The sequence below is a fragment of the Dankookia rubra genome, assembly GCF_004355005.1.
GTDB classification, from domain to species: domain Bacteria; phylum Pseudomonadota; class Alphaproteobacteria; order Acetobacterales; family Acetobacteraceae; genus Paracraurococcus; species Paracraurococcus ruber_A.
Window position 1 is genome coordinate 82,078 of record NZ_SMSJ01000010.1, and the last position, 17,233, is coordinate 99,310.

Annotated in this window: 15 protein-coding genes and 2 tRNA genes; 15 read left to right on the forward strand and 2 right to left on the reverse strand. The window is 71.6% G+C overall.

The window, feature by feature from the left end; all coding sequences use genetic code 11:
• The first annotated feature begins 4 nt into the window (after positions 1-4).
• The 3 genes from E2C06_RS10845 (at position 5) to E2C06_RS10855 (ending at position 4,439) form a co-directional block, all read left to right on the forward strand.
• On the forward strand, positions 5-1,129 hold the full coding sequence (locus E2C06_RS10845) for a glycosyltransferase family 4 protein (RefSeq protein WP_133288620.1): 1,125 nt from the start codon (positions 5-7) through the stop codon (positions 1,127-1,129).
• Positions 1,126-2,043, forward strand: a complete 918-nt coding sequence (locus E2C06_RS10850) for a glycosyltransferase family 9 protein (protein ID WP_133288621.1) — start codon at positions 1,126-1,128, stop codon at positions 2,041-2,043. The genes E2C06_RS10845 and E2C06_RS10850 overlap by 4 nt, the downstream gene beginning before the upstream one ends.
• A gap of 362 nt (positions 2,044-2,405) precedes the next feature.
• Positions 2,406-4,439, forward strand: a complete 2,034-nt coding sequence (locus E2C06_RS10855; RefSeq protein WP_165982322.1) for a calcium-binding protein — start codon at positions 2,406-2,408, stop codon at positions 4,437-4,439.
• 260 nt (positions 4,440-4,699) lie between these two features.
• On the opposite strand, the gene E2C06_RS10860 is transcribed toward E2C06_RS10855, so the two are convergent.
• The gene (locus tag E2C06_RS10860) at positions 4,700-6,196 is read right to left on the reverse strand and encodes an NYN domain-containing protein (RefSeq protein WP_165982323.1); all 1,497 of its coding nucleotides are present in this window, start codon (positions 6,194-6,196) and stop codon (positions 4,700-4,702) included.
• A gap of 154 nt (positions 6,197-6,350) precedes the next feature.
• Between E2C06_RS10860 and thrS the strand changes: the two genes are divergently transcribed.
• The 12 genes from thrS (at position 6,351) to E2C06_RS10920 (ending at position 16,284) form a co-directional block, all read left to right on the forward strand.
• Positions 6,351-8,306 (forward strand): threonine--tRNA ligase, encoded by a 1,956-nt coding sequence (thrS, locus tag E2C06_RS10865; RefSeq protein WP_133288624.1) that lies wholly within the window; start codon positions 6,351-6,353, stop codon positions 8,304-8,306.
• A gap of 68 nt (positions 8,307-8,374) precedes the next feature.
• A complete protein-coding gene (gene infC, locus E2C06_RS10870) occupies positions 8,375-8,899 on the forward strand; it encodes a translation initiation factor IF-3 (protein WP_133288625.1) in 525 nt (174 codons plus the stop codon).
• 249 nt (positions 8,900-9,148) lie between these two features.
• The gene (gene ffh, locus E2C06_RS10875; RefSeq protein ID WP_133288626.1) at positions 9,149-10,546 is read left to right on the forward strand and encodes a signal recognition particle protein; all 1,398 of its coding nucleotides are present in this window, start codon (positions 9,149-9,151) and stop codon (positions 10,544-10,546) included.
• A gap of 30 nt (positions 10,547-10,576) precedes the next feature.
• Complete coding sequence (gene rpsP / locus E2C06_RS10880; protein ID WP_133288627.1) at positions 10,577-10,906, forward strand: 30S ribosomal protein S16; 330 nt, start codon at positions 10,577-10,579, stop codon at positions 10,904-10,906.
• Positions 10,907-10,933: 27 nt separating this feature from the next.
• Positions 10,934-11,467 carry a ribosome maturation factor RimM gene (gene rimM / locus E2C06_RS10885; protein ID WP_133288628.1) on the forward strand — a complete coding sequence of 178 codons (534 nt, stop codon included), beginning with the start codon at positions 10,934-10,936 and terminating at the stop codon, positions 11,465-11,467.
• Positions 11,464-12,306: a tRNA (guanosine(37)-N1)-methyltransferase TrmD gene (gene trmD / locus E2C06_RS10890; RefSeq protein WP_133288629.1), complete on the forward strand. Its 843-nt coding sequence runs from the start codon at positions 11,464-11,466 to the stop codon at positions 12,304-12,306. Before rimM ends, trmD begins: the two co-directional genes overlap by 4 nt.
• 23 nt (positions 12,307-12,329) lie before the next feature.
• A complete protein-coding gene (rplS, locus tag E2C06_RS10895) occupies positions 12,330-12,740 on the forward strand; it encodes a 50S ribosomal protein L19 (RefSeq protein ID WP_133288630.1) in 411 nt (136 codons plus the stop codon).
• 56 nt (positions 12,741-12,796) lie between these two features.
• Positions 12,797-14,230, forward strand: coding sequence for a 3-isopropylmalate dehydratase large subunit (gene leuC / locus E2C06_RS10900; protein WP_133288631.1), 1,434 nt, complete (start codon positions 12,797-12,799; stop codon positions 14,228-14,230).
• Positions 14,230-14,841 carry a 3-isopropylmalate dehydratase small subunit gene (leuD, locus tag E2C06_RS10905; protein ID WP_133288632.1) on the forward strand — a complete coding sequence of 204 codons (612 nt, stop codon included), beginning with the start codon at positions 14,230-14,232 and terminating at the stop codon, positions 14,839-14,841. The genes leuC and leuD overlap by 1 nt, the downstream gene beginning before the upstream one ends.
• Before the next feature lie 63 nt (positions 14,842-14,904).
• Positions 14,905-16,020 (forward strand): 3-isopropylmalate dehydrogenase, encoded by a 1,116-nt coding sequence (leuB, locus tag E2C06_RS10910; RefSeq protein WP_133288633.1) that lies wholly within the window; start codon positions 14,905-14,907, stop codon positions 16,018-16,020.
• Between the two features lie 82 nt (positions 16,021-16,102).
• A tRNA-Arg gene (locus E2C06_RS10915) sits at positions 16,103-16,179 on the forward strand.
• A gap of 28 nt (positions 16,180-16,207) precedes the next feature.
• Positions 16,208-16,284: transfer RNA gene (locus tag E2C06_RS10920), tRNA-Arg, on the forward strand.
• Between the two features lie 9 nt (positions 16,285-16,293).
• Here the strand turns inward: E2C06_RS10920 and E2C06_RS10925 are convergent.
• A complete protein-coding gene (locus E2C06_RS10925; protein WP_133288634.1) occupies positions 16,294-17,211 on the reverse strand; it encodes an ABC transporter ATP-binding protein in 918 nt (305 codons plus the stop codon).
• Between the last annotated feature and the right edge of the window lie 22 nt (positions 17,212-17,233).

A 17,233-nucleotide genomic window follows, 5' to 3' on the forward strand; every position in this document is an offset into this window, starting at 1 on the left:
TGCCATGCCCGCCGCGCCCGCCGTTCCCACCGTCCTGCAGGTCCTGCCCGCCCTCGTCTCCGGCGGGGTGGAGCGCGGCACGCTGGAGATCGCCGACGCGGTGATCCGTGCCGGCGGCCGCGCCCTGGTCGCCTCCGCCGGCGGGCCGCTGGTCGCGCCGCTGGAAGCGCTCGGCGCCCGCCACGTCACCCTGCCGCTGACGCGGAAGAATCCGCTCGGCATCCTCCGCAACGCCGGCCGCCTGGCGGCGCTGATCCGCGCCGAGCGGGTGGGGGTCATCCATGCCCGCTCCCGCGCCCCGGCCTGGTCGGCGCTGCTGGCGGCGCGGCGGACAAGCGCGCATTTCGTCACCACCTATCACGGCACCTACAACGAGAACTTCCCGGGCAAGCGCTGGTACAACTCGGTCATGGCGCGCGGCGAGCGGGTGATCGCCATCAGCAACTTCATCGCCGGCCATATCCGCGAGCACCACCGGACCGAGCCCTGCCGCATCCGCGTCATCCCGCGCGGCGTCGATACCGCGCTCTTCGACCCGGCCCTGGTGACGCCGGCGCGGCTGGAGGCGCTGCGCGCCGCCTGGGCGCTGCCCGGGGGCCGCCCCGTCATCATGCTCCCCGGCCGCCTCACCCGCTGGAAGGGCCAGGGCGTGCTGGTCGAGGCCATGGCACGGGTGCCTGACGCCGTCGCCGTGCTGGTCGGCGGCGGTGCGGCGCATCGGCGTGAGCTCGAGGCGCGCATCGCCGCGCTCGGCCTGCAGGACCGGGTCCTGCTGGCCGGCCATGCCGAGGACATGCCGGCGGCGCTGCTGCTGGCCGATGTCGTGGTGCATGCCTCGACCGACCCGGAGGCCTTCGGCCGCACCGTGATCGAGGCCCAGGCCATGGCGCGGCCGGTGATCGCCGCCGATCTCGGCGCCCCGCGGGAGACGGTGCAGCAGGGCGTCACCGGCTGGCGGGTGACGCCGGGCGACCCGGCGGCGCTGGCCGCGCAGCTGCGCCAGGTGCTCGACCTGCCGGCGGCGGCGCGGGCCGGGATCGGCGCCCGGGCGCGGGCGCATGTGCTGCAGGCCTACACCACCGCGGCGATGCAGGCGGCGACGCTCGACCTCTACCGGGAACTCGCATGAGGCCGCGCATCCTCGTCATCAAGCTCGCCGCGCTCGGCGACTTCGTGCAGGCCTTCGGCCCCTTCGCCGCCATCCGCGCGCACCACGCCGATGCCGAGATCACCCTGCTGACCACGCCGCCCTATGCCGAGCTGGCGCGGCTTTCCCCCTGGTTCGACAGGGTCTGGACCGATGGCCGGCCATCCTGGTCCGACCCGGCGGCGATCTGGCGGCTGGCCCGCCGGCTGCGCGGCGCCGGCTTCGCCCGGGCCTACGACCTGCAGACCTCGTCGCGCTCTTCCCGCTACCGCTGGCTGCTCGGGCGGGGGGTGGAGTGGTCCGGCATCGCCCGCGGCGCCAGCCATCCGCATGCCAACCCGCGGCGCGACCTGATGCACACGATCGAGCGGCAGCGGGAGCAGCTGGTGATGGCCGGCATCGCCGATTTCCCGGCCCCCGAGCTCGGCTGGCTGGATGGCGACGTCTCCGGCCTCGGCCTGCCGCCGCGCTACGTCCTGCTGGTCCCCGGCGCTTCCCCGGCGCGGCCCGGCAAGCGCTGGCCGGTCGGGCATTATGCCGCGCTCGCCGCCGGGCTCGGCCTGCCGGTGGCGGTGGTCGGCGGCCCGGCGGAGGCGCCGCTGGCGGCCGAGATCCTGGCCGCGGCACCGGGGGGCGTCGACCTCACCGGGCGCACCGGCTACGCCGCGCTCGGCGCCGTCGCCCGGCGGGCCGAATTCGCGCTCGGCAACGATACCGGCCCGACCCACCTGATCGCCGCCACCGGCTGCCCGACCCTGGCGCTGTTCGGGCCGGAGAGCGACCCTGCGCTCTGTGCCCCACGCGGCCGGGCGGTGGCGGTGCTGCAGCGGGACAGCCTGGCGGGGCTGACGGTGGCCGAGGCGCGGACGGCCCTGGCGGCGCTGCGCGCCGCCTGATCCCGGGGTCGCTGGTGCCTGGCTGTCACGCCGGCCGGCAGCGGTGGCTGCGGCTTGTGAGGTGATGCCAACAACCATCGCGGATTTTCGCAAGCCGCAACGGAACGATCGCTCCGTCTCGGCTTCTGCCGTTCCGATCCTTCAGCTCCGATACGCCGAAGGCAATCGAGCTTGATGGGAGCATTGCATACATTATACGTAGGATGCTTAAGCAAATCGTTGTTTTGCTATGCGATTTTAACTTTTAGACATTACTTTTTGTAGACGAAAGATCGCGCGTTCGTTACGTGCCGCCTCTCAGGGGTTGTTTTTTTGAGAGGATCGTCATGCCTTCGCTGACCGGGACGAGCGGGAACGATTATGTGGACGTCGCGGCCCGACTCGGGGCCGGCGTGGCCGGTGTGGTGAATGCCGGCGCCGGCGCCGACCGCATGGTCGGCGGCACTGGCAACGACACGCTGTACGGCGAGGACGGCAACGACCAGCTCGTCGGCAATGCCGGCAGTGACCTGCTCGTGGGAAGCGAGGGCAATGACTCCCTGTCGGGCGGCACCGATGACGACACGCTGGATGGCGGCAACGGCGCCGACATGCTGAACGGCGATGCCGGCGCCGACAGCCTGCTCGGTGGCGCCGGCCTGGACACCCTGAACGGTGGCGGCGGCGACGATACGCTTGATGGCGGCGCCGACAACGACGTCGTCATGGCCGGCAACGGCGACGACCTGGTCCATGGCGGCGAGGGGGATGACTGGCTGGAGGGTGGCCTCGGCCGTGACACCGTCGTCGGCGGCGGTGGCGACGACCTCGTCAAGCAGACGGTGGCCGCGGCGCCGTCAGCCGGCCTCGACGTGCTCGACGGCGGCGACGGCATCGACACCCTGCATGTCGCCCTCACCCTGGCGCAGTGGCAGGCCGCGGGCGTCCAGGGCGATCTGGCCGGGCTCGCCGCCAGCTTTGCCAGCCCGCTCGGGCAGACTCAGGCCTATACCGCAAGCAGCCTCGGCTTTTCCGCCATCCGCTTCGAGCAGCTGATGGTCTCGGTCGACGGCAACTACGCTCCGACCGAGATCGCCCTTTCGGCCCCGACCATTGCCGAGACTGTTCTGGCCGGCACCATCGGCACCCTCACCACCACCGATGCCTCCGCGACCGATACCTTCACCTACACCGTCGATGACAACCGCTTCGAGGTTGTCGCCGGCGTGCTCGCGCTGAAGGCCGGCCTGTCCCTGAACTACGAGGAAGCCAGCAGCGTCGCGCTCAACGTCACCTCGACGGATGGCAGCGGCCTCAGCATCACCCGCGCCTTCACCGTCAACGTCACCAACGTCAACGAGGCGCCGACCGACCTCGCCCTGACCGCCGGCACGGTGCTCGAGAACGCCGCCGGCGCCATCATCGGCACCGTCGTGACCACCGACCCGGATGCCGGCGATAGCTTCACCTACAGCGTGGTCGGCAACAGCAACTACGTCTTCTCCGGCAACACCCTGAAGCTGGCCGCCGGCGTCTCGCTGGACTACGAGGCGACGCCGACCGTCGGCCTGACCGTCCGCACCACCGATGCCGCCGGCCTCTCCTTCGACAAGGCGGTCAGCTTCAACGTCTCCAACGTGAACGAGGCGCCGACCGTCGCCTCGCTGATCCCCGACAAGGTCGTCGTCCTCAGCACGGCCTTCACCCCCTTCAGCGTGGCCGGCAATTTCTCAGACCCGGACGGCACCACGCCGACCTATTCGCTGGTCAGCGGATCGGCCGCGGGCGTGACCTTCAACGCGGCGACCGGCACCTTCAGCGGCACGCCGACCGCACCCGGCAGCTACACCTTCACGGTGCAGGCCTCCGACGGCACCTTCTCGGTCCAGGACACCTTCCGGCTCAGCGTCGTGACCGGGCTCGCCCCCACCCCGACGACGCAGGCCGACCGCTTCGACTTCCGCGGCACCACCGCCCCGGTAAGCCTCAACCTGCTGAGTGGCGACGATAGCGTCTTCGGCGGCAGCGGAGACAATGTGTTCAACGGTGACGCCGGCACCGATTACCTCTTCGGTGGCGACGGCAACGACACGCTGGCCGGCGGGGCCAATAACGACATCCTCATCGGCGGCGCCGGCAACGACTCGATGAGCGACGGCAACGGCAACGCCGACTTCTTCGTGCTCATCGCGGGCAGCAACGGCGTCGATCGGATCAGTGGGCTGTCGGACAAGAACAGCCTCGCCTTCGGCACCGGAACCGGGGTGACCAGTGCCGCCGACTTCACCCGCCTGGTCGAGGGCGGCGACACGAGGATCACCTGGTCCAACGGCCAGTCCAGCGGCGATGTCACGCTGGTCGGCTACACCGGCACGGTGCTCTATGCCTACAACTACGATGTGAGCCTGATCGTCTGATCCGCTGCGGTGCCGTACGGCCCCTTGGGCAGTGCGGCACCGGCGCGGGCCGGACATCGGCCGCGACCGCTCCGCCCCGACCGTCACCAGGCCCGGTCGGGGCTCGCGCGGGATAGCGGAACCAAGAGCCCGTCCACCTGTCCCTGCCGCCGCGCCCTACCGGGCCGGCGGCTTTTCTCCATTTGCCGCATGGCCCCGGAGGTGGGCCGGATAGAGGCCGGGCTGCGCCCCTCCGGCAAACGGCTGGGCACGGCCATGGCTCATGCCGGCTGCGGGTCCGGTTCCTGGTCGGCGCGCCGCGCGGGCAGGGCCGGGATCGCCGGCTCGGCCGCCGGCTCGGCCCCGGCGCGGGGGGCGAGGCCGAGCCAATCGCGCAGGGCCGCCAGCATCTCGGGCGGCAGCCGCGCCCCCGCTGCCGCGGCGGCACGGGTCAGTTCGGCGAAGAGCGCCCGGGCCAGCCGGGCCGGGGTATCCGCGTCGGGCGTCGCGCCCCAGTCGAAGCGGGCGCGGTTCAGCCAGGCCACCAGCGCCTCCACCGAGCGCGCCGGCAGCTCGAGCCCGGCGGCGCTCGCCTCGGCGGCCAGCGCGCCGCGCTGCTCCGGCCCCGGCGCGGCCTGCAGCGGCAGCATGCCGGCGAGGTGGCGCAGCGCGAAGTCCAGCGCCTCCGGCGCCAGCAGCGGCACCTCCGGCCCGGGGCCGATCGCGGCGCGCAATTCGGCCACCAGGCGGGCGAGCGGATCGTCCGGCAGGCCCGCGGCCAGGCCGGAGGAGACGCCGGGCTGCTCGAGCGAGGGGCGTTCGTGCCGCGCCGGATCATAGAGCCAGCCGCCGCCGGGACCGGCTTCCAGGGCCAGCCCCTCGGCGCCCTCGATCAGCCTGGCCAGCGTGCCGGCGCCGCCGAAGCGGGATTGCCGGACCCAGGCGCCGCCGAGCACGTGGATGCGCTTGCCGAGCGCGGGCAGGTGCAGCGGCGTGGCCGAGCCGGCGACGAGCTGCCGCAGCATGGCCAGGATGGCGATCCGCTGGGCCGCCGGGTCGCCCGGATCCTGCATGGGATCGGGCACGGCATCGGCGGCGGGCTGCGCCGGCGGCGGGGCGATGGCCGGGCGCGCGGCAGGACCCGCGGGACGCGCCTCCGCCCGCGTGTCGCCGGCCACCTCGCGCGGCGGATCGGCCGGCGCCTCGCCGTCCAGCGCCGCCTCGGCGAAGTCCTCGAAGGGGACCACCGCATCGGCCGAAGCGCGGAAGGCCTGGGCCGAGAGCGGGTGGGCCACCACCAGGCTGCGCCGGTCATGCGCCCTGAGGCGGTGCAGCAGCGGGGTGAAGTCGCTGTCGCCCGAGAGGATGAGGAATTCCTCGAACCGGGTCGGGTGGTGCAGCGCATCCAGGATGTCCAGCGCCATCTCCATGTCGGCGCCGTTCTTCAGGCGCGACAGCCGGGGGCAGTCCACCACCTGGATGCCGGCGCGGACCAGGGCCGGGCGGAAGCGGCTGTAGTAGACCCGCGGCTGCTGCAGCCAGGCGGCCAGGCTGCCGCCATGCGCGGGTTCGGTCCAGCCGGCCGGGTTCAGGTAGCACCGCCTGACCAGCAGCCGGCGCGGGCCGCCGCCGGCCCCGGCCTCGAGCCAGGAAAGCCAGCGGCCGGGCTCGGCGCCGAAGCTCCAGGCCGCCCATTCGTCGATCGCCGCCAGGCTGGAATAGACGTTGTCGAAGTCGATGTAGAGGGCGGCGCGCAGCGGGGTGGCGGCGGGGGCCATGGTGTCTCCGGGCATGTTGGGTGCTGTCTATGCCGACCGCGGCGCTTGTCCAGGCCCGGCCGCCGCGGGCCTCGACGGGCGCCGCGCTTGACGCGGGGGGGGCGGCCTGCCCATGGTCCGCGCCCCGCGACCCCTGGACCGAATGAGCCCGCCCATGCCTGCGATCACCCTGCCCGACGGATCCGTGCGCCAGTTCGACGCGCCGGTCACGGGCACCGAGATCGCCGCCGCGATTGGGCCGGGCCTCGCGCGCGCGGCGCTGGCGATGCAGGTGGACGGCGTGACGCGCGACCTGGCGATGCCGATCGCCGCCGACGCCGCGGTGCGCTTCATCACCCGGCGCGACCCCGAGGCGCTGGAGATGATCCGGCACGACGCCGCGCATGTGCTGGCCGAGGCGGTGCAGGCGCTCTATCCCGGCACCCAGGTGACGATCGGCCCCTCGATCGAGAACGGCTTCTACTACGACTTTGCCCGCAACGAGCCCTTCTCGCCCGAGGATTTCGGCGCGATCGAGGCGAAGATGCGGGAGATCGTCGTGCGGAACAGCCCCTTCGTCCGCAGCGTCATGCCGCGCGACGAGGCGATCGAGTTCTTCAAGGACAAGGGCGAGAAGTACAAGGCCGAGCTGATCCAGGACCTGCCGGTGAGCGAGGAGATCTCGCTTTATTCGCAGGGCGACTGGATCGACCTTTGCCGCGGGCCGCACATGCGCGGCACCGGCGATGTCGGCACCGCCTTCAAGCTGACCAAGGTGGCCGGCGCCTATTGGCGCGGCGACCACCGCAACGCGATGCTGTCGCGCATCTACGGCACCGCCTGGCGCGACCAGAAGGAACTCGACGCCTACCTGCTGCAGGTCGAGGAGGCGGAGAAGCGCGACCACCGGCGCATAGGGAAGGAGATGCACCTCTTCCATCTGCAGGAGGAGGCGGCGGGCAGCGTCTTCTGGCACCCGAAGGGCTGGAAGCTCTACCGGGTGCTGGAGGACTACCTGCGCCGGCGGCTGGACGCGACCGACTACCGCGAGGTGAAGACGCCGCAGCTGCTCGACCGCAAGTTCTGGGAACAGTCCGGCCACTGGGAGAAGTTCCGCCACGCCATGTTCATCGCCCGCGTCGAGGACGAGGCGGAGAAGGACCGCGTGCTGGCGCTGAAGCCGATGAACTGCCCCTGCCACGTGCAGATCTTCAACCAGGGCCTGCGCAGCTACCGCGAGCTGCCGCTGCGGATGGCCGAGTTCGGCTCCTGCCACCGCTTCGAGCCCTCGGGCGCGCTGCACGGCATCATGCGGGTGCGGCAGTTCACCCAGGACGACGCGCACATCTTCTGCACCGAGGAGCAGATCGCGTCCGAGACGGTGGCCTTCGTGACGCTGCTCTCCTCGGTCTACCGCGACCTCGGCTTCCCCGAATTCCGGGTGAAGTTCTCCGACCGCCCGCCGACCCGGGCCGGCACCGACGCGGTCTGGGACCAGGCCGAGGGCGCGCTGCGCGAGGCCTGCCGGGTGGCCGGCGTCGAGTACACGCTGAACCCGGGGGAGGGCGCCTTCTACGGCCCGAAGCTGGAATTCGTGCTGCGCGACGCGATCGGCCGCGACTGGCAATGCGGCACGCTGCAGGTCGACTTCGTGCTGCCCGAGCGGCTGGACGCGGAATACGTCGCCGAGGACGGCACGCGGAAGCGCCCCGTCATGCTCCACCGCGCCATCTTCGGCAGCTTCGAGCGCTTCCTCGGCATCCTGATCGAGCAATATGCCGGGCGCTTCCCGCTCTGGCTGGCGCCGGTGCAGGTGGTGGTGACCACCATCGTCTCCGACGCCGACGACTATGCGCGGGAGGCGGCGGCGGCGCTGCAGAAGGCCGGGCTGCGGGTGGAACTCGACCTGCGGAACGAGAAGATCAACCGCAAGGTGGTGGACCACATCGACCAGCGCGTGCCGGTGCTGGCCGTGGTGGGGCGGCGGGAGGCGGAGGAGCGCACCCTGGTGCTGCGCCGCCTGCCCGGCCGCGAGCAGGCGACGCTGCCGCTGGCCGAGGCGGTGGCGATCCTGGCGGGGGAGGCGGTGCCGCCCGATCTGCGCGACGCCGGCATGGTTGCAGTCGGATAAGTCAAGCCCCATAAGAGACGACCAAGCCGTTCCCACAGCGACAGGAGCCGACCATAGCAAGAGGACCCATTTCCAATCAGCCGCCGACGCGCGATGGCCCAAGGGTCAACGAGGACATCCGCGTCCCGCAGGTGCGGCTGATCGACCAGGAAGGCGAGATGATCGGCGTCATGACCGCGCGCGAGGCGATGCAGCGCGCCTATGACGTCGGGCTGGACCTGCTCGAGATCAGCCCGAATGCCGTGCCGCCGGTCTGCAAGATCACCGACTACGGCAAGTTCAAGTACGAGCAGCAGAAAAAGGCCAACGAGGCCCGCAAGAAGCAGAAAGTCGTCGAGATCAAGGAAGTCAAGGTCCGTCCGAATATCGACGACCACGACTACGACGTGAAGATGCGCCAGATGAAGTCCTTCATCGGCGAGGGCGACAAGGTCAAGGTCACCCTGCGGTTCCGCGGGCGCGAGATGGCGCACCAGGACCTGGGCATCAAGGTGCTGGAGCGGATCCGCGTGGAACTGGGCGAGACCATCAAGGTCGAGCAGATGCCGCGGCTCGAGAACCGGCAGATGATCATGGTGCTGGCGCCGAAGTAAGGCGCCGGGGTCGCATCGGCAGGCCACGCGGGCCCGGGGCGCCGCCCCGGACCTGCCCGCCCCCGCCCGCCTGCCGCCCCGCTTTCCCTTGACGCGGCGCCCGCCCGGGCGTAGCAGCCTCCTCCCCGGGTTCTCCCGGTTGCGGTCCCCTGCCGGGCAGGGGGCTCCGTCGCTCCGCGAAGTCTCGCGCAGCGGCGTGTTTTGTTTTGGGGGCATGCCAGCCCCGCTGCGAAGGAAGACCCAGGCCGCATGTTCGAGGCCCTGTCCGGCAAGCTGAACGGCGTCTTCGACCGTCTGCGGCGGCGCGGCGCCTTGTCCGAGGCCGACGTCCAGGAAGCGCTGCGCGAGGTTCGCGTGGCGCTGCTGGAAGCCGACGTCGCCCTGCCCGTGGTCAAGGACCTCACCGCCAAGGTGCGCGAGCGCGCCGTCGGCGTCGAGGTGCTGAAGAGCGTCTCCCCGGCACAGCAGGTCATCAAGATCGTCAACGACGCGCTGGTCGAGGCGCTGGGCGGCGGCGAGGGCGATACCGGAGCGCGCGGCATCGACCTGAACGCGCCGTCCCCGGTGCCGATCCTGATGGTCGGCCTGCAGGGTTCGGGCAAGACCACGACCTCGGGCAAGCTCGCGCTGCGGCTGAAGAACCGCGACAAGAAGAAGGTGCTGCTGGCCTCGCTCGACGTGCACCGCCCGGCGGCGCAGCTGCAGCTCGAGACGCTGGCGAAGCAGGTGGGCGTGACCAGCCTGCCGATCGTCGCCGGCCAGACCCCGCTGCAGATCGCCGAGCGGGCGATGGACCTCGGCCGGCGCGAGCTCTTCGACGTGGTCATCCTCGATACCGCCGGCCGCCTGGCGATCGACATGATCCTGATGGCGGAGGTCGCCGCGGTGAAGGCGGCGACGCGGCCGCACGAGACGCTGCTGGTGGTCGATGCCATGACCGGCCAGGACGCGGTGAACACCGCCCGCGCCTTCCAGGACCAGGTCGGCGTCAGCGGCATCGTCATGACCCGCATCGACGGCGACGCCCGCGGCGGCGCCGCGCTGTCCATGCGCGCCGTCACCGGCGCCCCGATCAAGCTGCTCGGCGCCGGCGAGAAGCTCGACGCGCTCGAGGATTTCCACCCCGACCGCATCGCCGGCCGCATCCTCGGCATGGGCGACATCGTCTCCCTCGTCGAGCGCGCGGCCGAGACCATCGACCAGGCGGAAGCCGAGAAGATGGCAGCCCGCATGCAGAAGGGCCAGTTCAGCCTGGAGGACTACGCGAGCCAGCTGAAGCAGATCGGCAAGATGGGCTCGCTCTCCGGCATCCTCGGCATGCTGCCGGGGATGGGGAAGATGAAGCAGCAGATCGAGGGCGCCAACCTCGACAACACCATGCTGAAGCGGCAGGCGGCGATCATCGGCTCGATGACGCCGAAGGAGCGGCGCACGCCGGACCTCATCAAGGCCAGCCGCAAGAAGCGGATCGCCGCCGGCAGCGGGACCTCGGTGCAGGAGGTCAACAAGCTGCTGAAGAATTTCGACGACATGTCCGCGATGATGAAGCGGATGAACAAGCTCGGCCAGAAGGGGCTCATGCGCGGCGGACTTGGCGCGCTGATGCCCAAGGGGATGCAGCTCCCCGGTGGCCGGAAACCCTTCTAACCCGATCGAACCACGGAGCGACCTGAGACCATGGCCCTGAAGATCCGCCTCGCGCGCGCCGGCGCCAAGAAGCGCCCCTACTACCACATCGTGGTGGCCGACAGCCGCAGCCCGCGCGACGGCCGTTTCATCGAGAAGGTGGGCAGCTACAACCCGATGCTGCCCTCCGACCACGCCGACCGCGTGCGCCTGGAAGCCGAGCGCATCGCGCATTGGCTGAGCAACGGCGCGCTGGCCACCGATCGCGTGGCGAAGTTCCTCGGCCATGCCGGCCTGGCGCCGATGCCCGTCTTCCCGGAGCAGCCGAAGCAGTCGGCGCCGAAGAAGAAGGCGCAGGAACGCGCCGCCGCCGCCGGCTGAGACGGGACGCGCGGCGGGCCATAGCCGATGACGGGCAAGCGCATCCTGGTGGGTGAGATCGGCAGGCCGCACGGCGTGCGCGGCCTGGTGAAGCTGCGCAGCTTCACCGCCGACCCGGCTGCCATCGCGTCCTATGGCCCGCTGACGGACGAGGCCGGCACGCGGCGCATCGCGCTGACCGTGCTGGCGGACGGCCTCGGCCGCATCGAGGGCGTCGCCGACCGCGACGCCGCGGCGCGGCTGACCGGCACCCGGCTCTACGTGGACCGCGACCGCCTGCCGCCGCCGGAGGAGGAGGAATATTACCTCGCCGACCTGGTCGGCCTCGCCGCCGCGACGGAGGCCGGGCAGCCGCTCGGCACGGTGCGCGCGGTGGAGGACCACGGTGCCGGCGCCTTCCTGGTGCTCGACGGCCCGCCCGAGCGGATGCTGCCCTTCACCCGCGCCGTGGTGCCGGTGGTCGACATCGCCGGCGGCCGGCTGGTGGTCGTGCTGCCGGAGGAGGTCGTGGTGCAGCCGCAGCCCGGCGACGCATCGGGCGAGGGGGAGGATGCGGCATGAGCTGGCACGCCTCCGTCCTCACCCTTTTCCCCGAGATGTTCCCGGGCCCGCTCGGCCAGTCCCTCGCCGGCCGCGCGCTGCGCGACGGGCGCTGGTCAATCGACAGCCTCGACATCCGCAGCTTCGCCACCGACCGGCACCGCACCGTGGACGACACGCCCTTCGGCGGCGGGGCGGGGATGGTGATGCGGCCGGACGTGCTGGATGCCGCGCTGGCCGCCGCGCTGGCGGCCGGGCCTGCGTCCGATCGCGCGGCGCCGGACGGCGCTGCGCGTGAACCGGCCGCACCGGCACCCCGACCCGCCGTCTACCTGACGCCGCGCGGGCGCCGGCTGGACCAGGCCATGGTGCGCGACTTCGCCGCGGGCCCGGGCCTGGTGCTGCTGTGCGGCCGCTACGAGGGCATCGACGAGCGGGTCATCGAGGCGCGCGGCCTGGCCGAGGTCTCGATCGGCGACTACGTCCTTTCGGGCGGCGAGCCGGCGGCGCTGGTGCTGCTCGACGCCTGCGTGCGGCTGCTGCCCGGCGTCATGGGCGCGGCCGAGAGCGGCATCGAGGAAAGCTTCTCCGACGGCCTGCTGGAATACCCCCATTACACGCGGCCGGCGGACTGGCAGGGCCGCGCGGTGCCGCCGGTGCTGCTCTCCGGCCACCATGCCGAAGTGGCGCGCTGGCGCCAGGCCGAGGCGGAACGGATCACCCGCGAACGGCGCCCCGATCTCTGGGCGCAACATGTTGCAAACGCCGGCCGGGACCGGGCGCCTTCGGCGCCCTGCGTCACGGCGACATCCGATGCCGCGGCGCCGGGGGCCATGGACGGCCGCCCTGCCGCCGCCTAGATATCAAGGAAAGGACTGAGACGATGAACCTGCTGCAGCAGTTCGAGGCGGAGCAGATGGCCCGCCTCCTCGCCGCCCGCGCCGTGCCGGCCTTCGCGCCGGGCGATACCGTCCGCGTGATGGTGAGGGTGGTGGAAGGCGAGCGCACCCGCACCCAGGCCTATGAGGGCGTCTGCATCGCCCGCAGCAACAAGGGCGTGAACAGCAACTTCACCGTCCGCAAGCTGTCCTATGGCGAGGGCGTGGAGCGCGTCTTCCCGCTCTACAGCCCGTCGATCGCCGAGATCGCCGTGGTCCGCCGCGGCAAGGTGCGCCGGGCGAAGCTGTATTACCTGCGTGGCCGCACCGGCAAGTCGGCCCGCATCGCCGAGCTGAAGGTGAACCGCGAGGCACCGGCCGCCGCCGCGCCGGCCGCGGACGCCGCGCAGGCCTGATTGGCTGCCACCCCGCGCCGCAGGGCGCGGGGCCTGGAGATGGACGAGGGAAAACGATGTCAGGGCAGAAGCCGCGCACGCTATTCGACAAGATCTGGGACGCCCATGTGGTGGATACCCTCCCGGACGGCACGGCGCTTCTCTACATCGACCTCCATCTCACGCATGAGGTGACGACGCCGCAGGCCTTCGCCGGCCTGCGCGCCGCGGGCCGCAAGCTGCGCCGTCCCGACGCCACGCTCGGCGTCATCGACCACAACATCGCCACCGACAGCTCCCGCTACACCGGCATCGTCGACCCCGAGAGCCGGCTGCAGGTCGAGACGCTGGAGAAGAACGCCGCCGAATTCGGCATGCCGCTGATCCCGCTGCTGGACGACCGGCAGGGCATCGTCCACGTCATCGGGCCGGAGCTCGGCCGCTCGCTGCCCGGCATGACCATCGTCTGCGGGGACAGCCACACCTCGACGCATGGCGCGATGGGGGCGCTGGCCTTCGGCATCGGCACCTCCGAGGTCGAGCACGTGCTGGCGACCCAGACGCTGCTGCAGAAGCCGGCGAAGAACATGCTGGTGCAGGTCGACGGCACGCTGCCGGTCGGCTGTTCCGCCAAGGACATCACGCTGGCCGTCATCGGCAAGATCGGCACCGCCGGCGGCACCGGCCACGTGATCGAGTATGCGGGGGAGGCGATCCGCGCCCTGTCGATGGCCGGGCGCATGACGCTCTGCAACATGTCGATCGAGGCGGGCGCCCGGGCCGGCATGGTGGCGCCGGACGAGACCACCTTCGAGTATATCCGCAACACCCCGAACGGCCCCAAGGGCGAGGCCTTCGAGCAGGCGCTGCGCTGGTGGCGGTCGCTGCCGAGCGATCCCGGCGCGCAGTTCGACAAGGTCGTCACGCTGCGGGCCGAGGACATCATCCCGCAGGTCACCTGGGGCACCAGCCCCGAGGACGTGCTGCCGATCACCGGCGTGGTGCCCGACCCGGCCGAGGCGGCGGACGAGGCGCGCCGCGCCCAGCTGCAGCGCATGGTCGAATACATGGGCCTGACGCCCGGCCAGAAGCTGCAGGACCTGAAGATCGACGTCGCCTTCATCGGCTCCTGCACCAACAGCCGGATCGAGGATATCCGCGCCGCCGCGGCGATCGCCCGCGGCCGCAAGGTCGCGGACGGTGTCCGGGCGCTGGTGGTGCCGGGCTCGGGCCTCGTGAAGAAGCAGGCGGAGGCCGAGGGGCTCGACCGCATCCTGACCGAAGCCGGCTTCGAGTGGCGCGAGGCGGGGTGCTCGATGTGCCTCGGCATGAACCCGGACAAGCTGACGCCGGGCCAGCGCAGCGCCAGCACCTCGAACCGCAACTTCGAGGGCCGCCAGGGCCCCGGCGGCCGCACCCACCTGCTGTCCCCCGCCATGGCGGCGGCGGCGGCGATCGCCGGCCACCTGGCCGATGTCCGGGACTACCAGCCGAACGAGGAGGGTGTGTGATGCAGGCCTTCACCACCCTGACGGGGATCGCCGCGCCGCTGCCCAAGGCGAACGTGGATACCGACCAGATCATCCCGGCGCGGTTCCTGAAGTCCATCGAGCGGACCGGCTTCGGCAAGAACCTCTTCGCCAATTTCCGCTACAACCCGGACGGGACGGAGAACCCCGACTTCGTCCTGAACCAGGAGCCCTACCGGCGCGCCGAGATCCTGGTGGCCTACGAGAATTTCGGCTGCGGCTCGTCGCGCGAGCACGCGCCCTGGGCGCTGCTGGACTTCGGCATCCGCTGCGTCATCGCGCCCGACTTCGCCGACATCTTCCACAACAACAGCTTCAAGAACGGCGTCCTGCCGGTGAAGCTGCCGCGCGCGGTCTGCGAGCAGCTGATCGAGGATGCGCGCATGGGCGAGAATGCCCGCATCACCGTGGACCTCGAGCGCGAGGTGGTGGTGCGGCCGAACGGCGAGGAGATCCCCTTCAAGATCGACCCGCTGCGCCGTCACCTGCTGCTGAACGGGCTCGACGACATCGGCCAGACCCTGCAGCACGCCCCCGCCATCGACGCCTACGAGGCGAAGCAGCGCGCCGCCCAGCCCTGGCTGACCCCCTGATCCTGCCGGCCACCAGCCGCCACGCCGAGCCTGGTGGCCGGCGGCAATAGGAAGAGACTGTCCATGCCCGCGAACAAGAAGCTTCTGGTCCTGCCGGGCGACGGCATCGGCCCGGAGGTGATGCACGAGGTCCGCCGCGTCATCGACTGGATGCAGCACCGCCGCAGCCTTTCCTTCGAGATCGACGAAGGCCTGGTCGGCGGCGCTGCCATCGACGCGGTCGGCTCGCCCTGCCCGGACGAGACGGTGGCCAAGGCCCGCGCGGCGGATGCGGTGCTGTTCGGCAGCGTCGGCGGCCCGAAATGGGACAGCCTGCCCTTCGACCAGCGGCCGGAACTCGGCATCCTCAGGCTGCGGAAGGATCTCGGCCTCTTCGCCAACCTGCGGCCCGCGGTGGTGCTGGAGCCGCTGGTGGATGCCTCCTCGCTGAAGCCCGAGATCGTCCGCGGCGTCGACATCATGGTGGTGCGCGAATCCACCGGCGGCGTCTATTTCGGCGAGCCCCGCGGCACCGAGACGCTGCCCGACGGCAAGCGCCGCGCCTTCGACACCGACGTCTACCACGAGGACGAGATCGCCCGCGTCGCCCGCGTCGCCTTCGACCTCGCGCGCAAGCGCCGGAACAAGGTGACCTCGGTCGAGAAGGCCAACGTGATGCAGTCCGGCCGGCTCTGGCGGGCCGTGGTCGGCGAGGTCCACAAGGCCGAGTTCGCCGATGTCGAGCTCGAGAACATGTATGCCGACAACTGCGCGATGCAGCTCTGCAGCCGTCCCCGGCAGTTCGACGTCATCCTTGGCTCCAACCTGTTCGGCGACGTGCTGTCCGACCTGGCGGCGGCGCTGACGGGCTCGCTCGGCATGCTGCCCTCCGCTACGCTCGGCGCGGTCGATGCCACGACGGGCAAGCGCTACGCGCTGTACGAGCCGATCCATGGCTCGGCGCCCGACATCGCCGGCCGCGGCATCGCCAATCCCTGCGCCCAGATGCTCTCCTTCGCCATGCTGCTGCGCTGGTCCTTCGGCCTCGAGGACGACGCGAAGCTGCTGGAGACGGCGATCGAGAAGGTGCTGGCCGGCGGCCTCCGCACCGCCGACATCATGCAGACGGGCCGCGCCCGCGTCGGCACCTCGGTGATGGGAGAGGCCGTGGTGCGGGAGCTGGAGAAGCTTTCCGCCTGAACTTCGGTTCCGGGCGAGAGAAGGGGGTTGCGCGGTACCGCCGCCTCCGCTATTTCGCCCGCCTCGCCGCAAGGCGGCCTGCGCGCCCGTAGCTCAGCTGGATAGAGCACCAGACTACGAATCTGGGGGTCAGGAGTTCGAATCTCTTCGGGCGCGCCACTTTTCCTTCTAACCTTTCCGGTCCGGGGCGCCCGTAGCTCAACCGGATAGAGCACCAGACTTCGGATCTGGGGGTTGGGAGTTCGAACCTCTCCGGGCGCGCCACCTTCCCGCTCAGGCCCTCGCCTGCTCCAGCACCGCGGCGAGGCTGATCGCCCCGCCGCCGGCCAGCGGCACCGCATCCGTCCCCCGTGCCAGCATCGCCGCCAGGGCGTCCCGCAGCGAGGCCTCGGCCGCCAGCGGCGCGCCTTCCGCCGCGGCGCCCGCTACCGGCGCCGCCGGGATCAGCGCCAGCCGCTGCAGCGCCCGGTCGCTGCCGAGGAACTCCGCGACAAAGCCATCCGCCGGCCGCGCCAGCAGCGCCGCGGCCGGGGCATGCTGCGCCAGCCGGCCGTCGCGCAGCACGGCGACGGCGTCGCCGAGCCGCACCGCCTCGTCCAGGTCGTGGGTCACGATCAGCACGGTCTTCCGCAGCGTCTTCAGCAGCCGCAGCACCTCCTCCTGCAGCCGGCCCCGCACCACCGGGTCGACCGCGCCGAAGGGCTCGTCCATCAGCAGCACCGGCGGGTCGCCGGCGAGCGCCCGGGCGACGCCGACCCGCTGGCGCTCGCCGCCCGAAAGCTGGTGCGGCCGGCGGCGGGCGAAGACGGCGGGGTCGAGCCCGGTCAGGGCCAGCACCTCCTCGACCCGGGCGGCAATCCGCGCCGCCGGCCAGCCGAGCAGCCTCGGCACGGTGGCGACGTTCTCGGCGATGCTCCAGTGCGGGAAGAGCCCGACCTCCTGGATGACGTAGCCGATGCTCCGGCGCAGGGTGACGGCATCCATCCGCAGCGCGTCCTGCCCGTCGATCCGCAGGGCGCCGCCGCTCGGCTCGATCAGCCGGTTGACCATGCGCAAGGTGGTGGTCTTGCCGGAGCCGGAGGGGCCGATCAGGGCGCAGCTCGTCCCCTCCGGCACCGTCAGCGTCAGGTCGTGCACCGCATCCGTGGCGGCGCCGGGCCAGCGCTTGGTCAGCCCATCCAGTTCGATCATGCGCCCTGCACCCTTGCGGCCG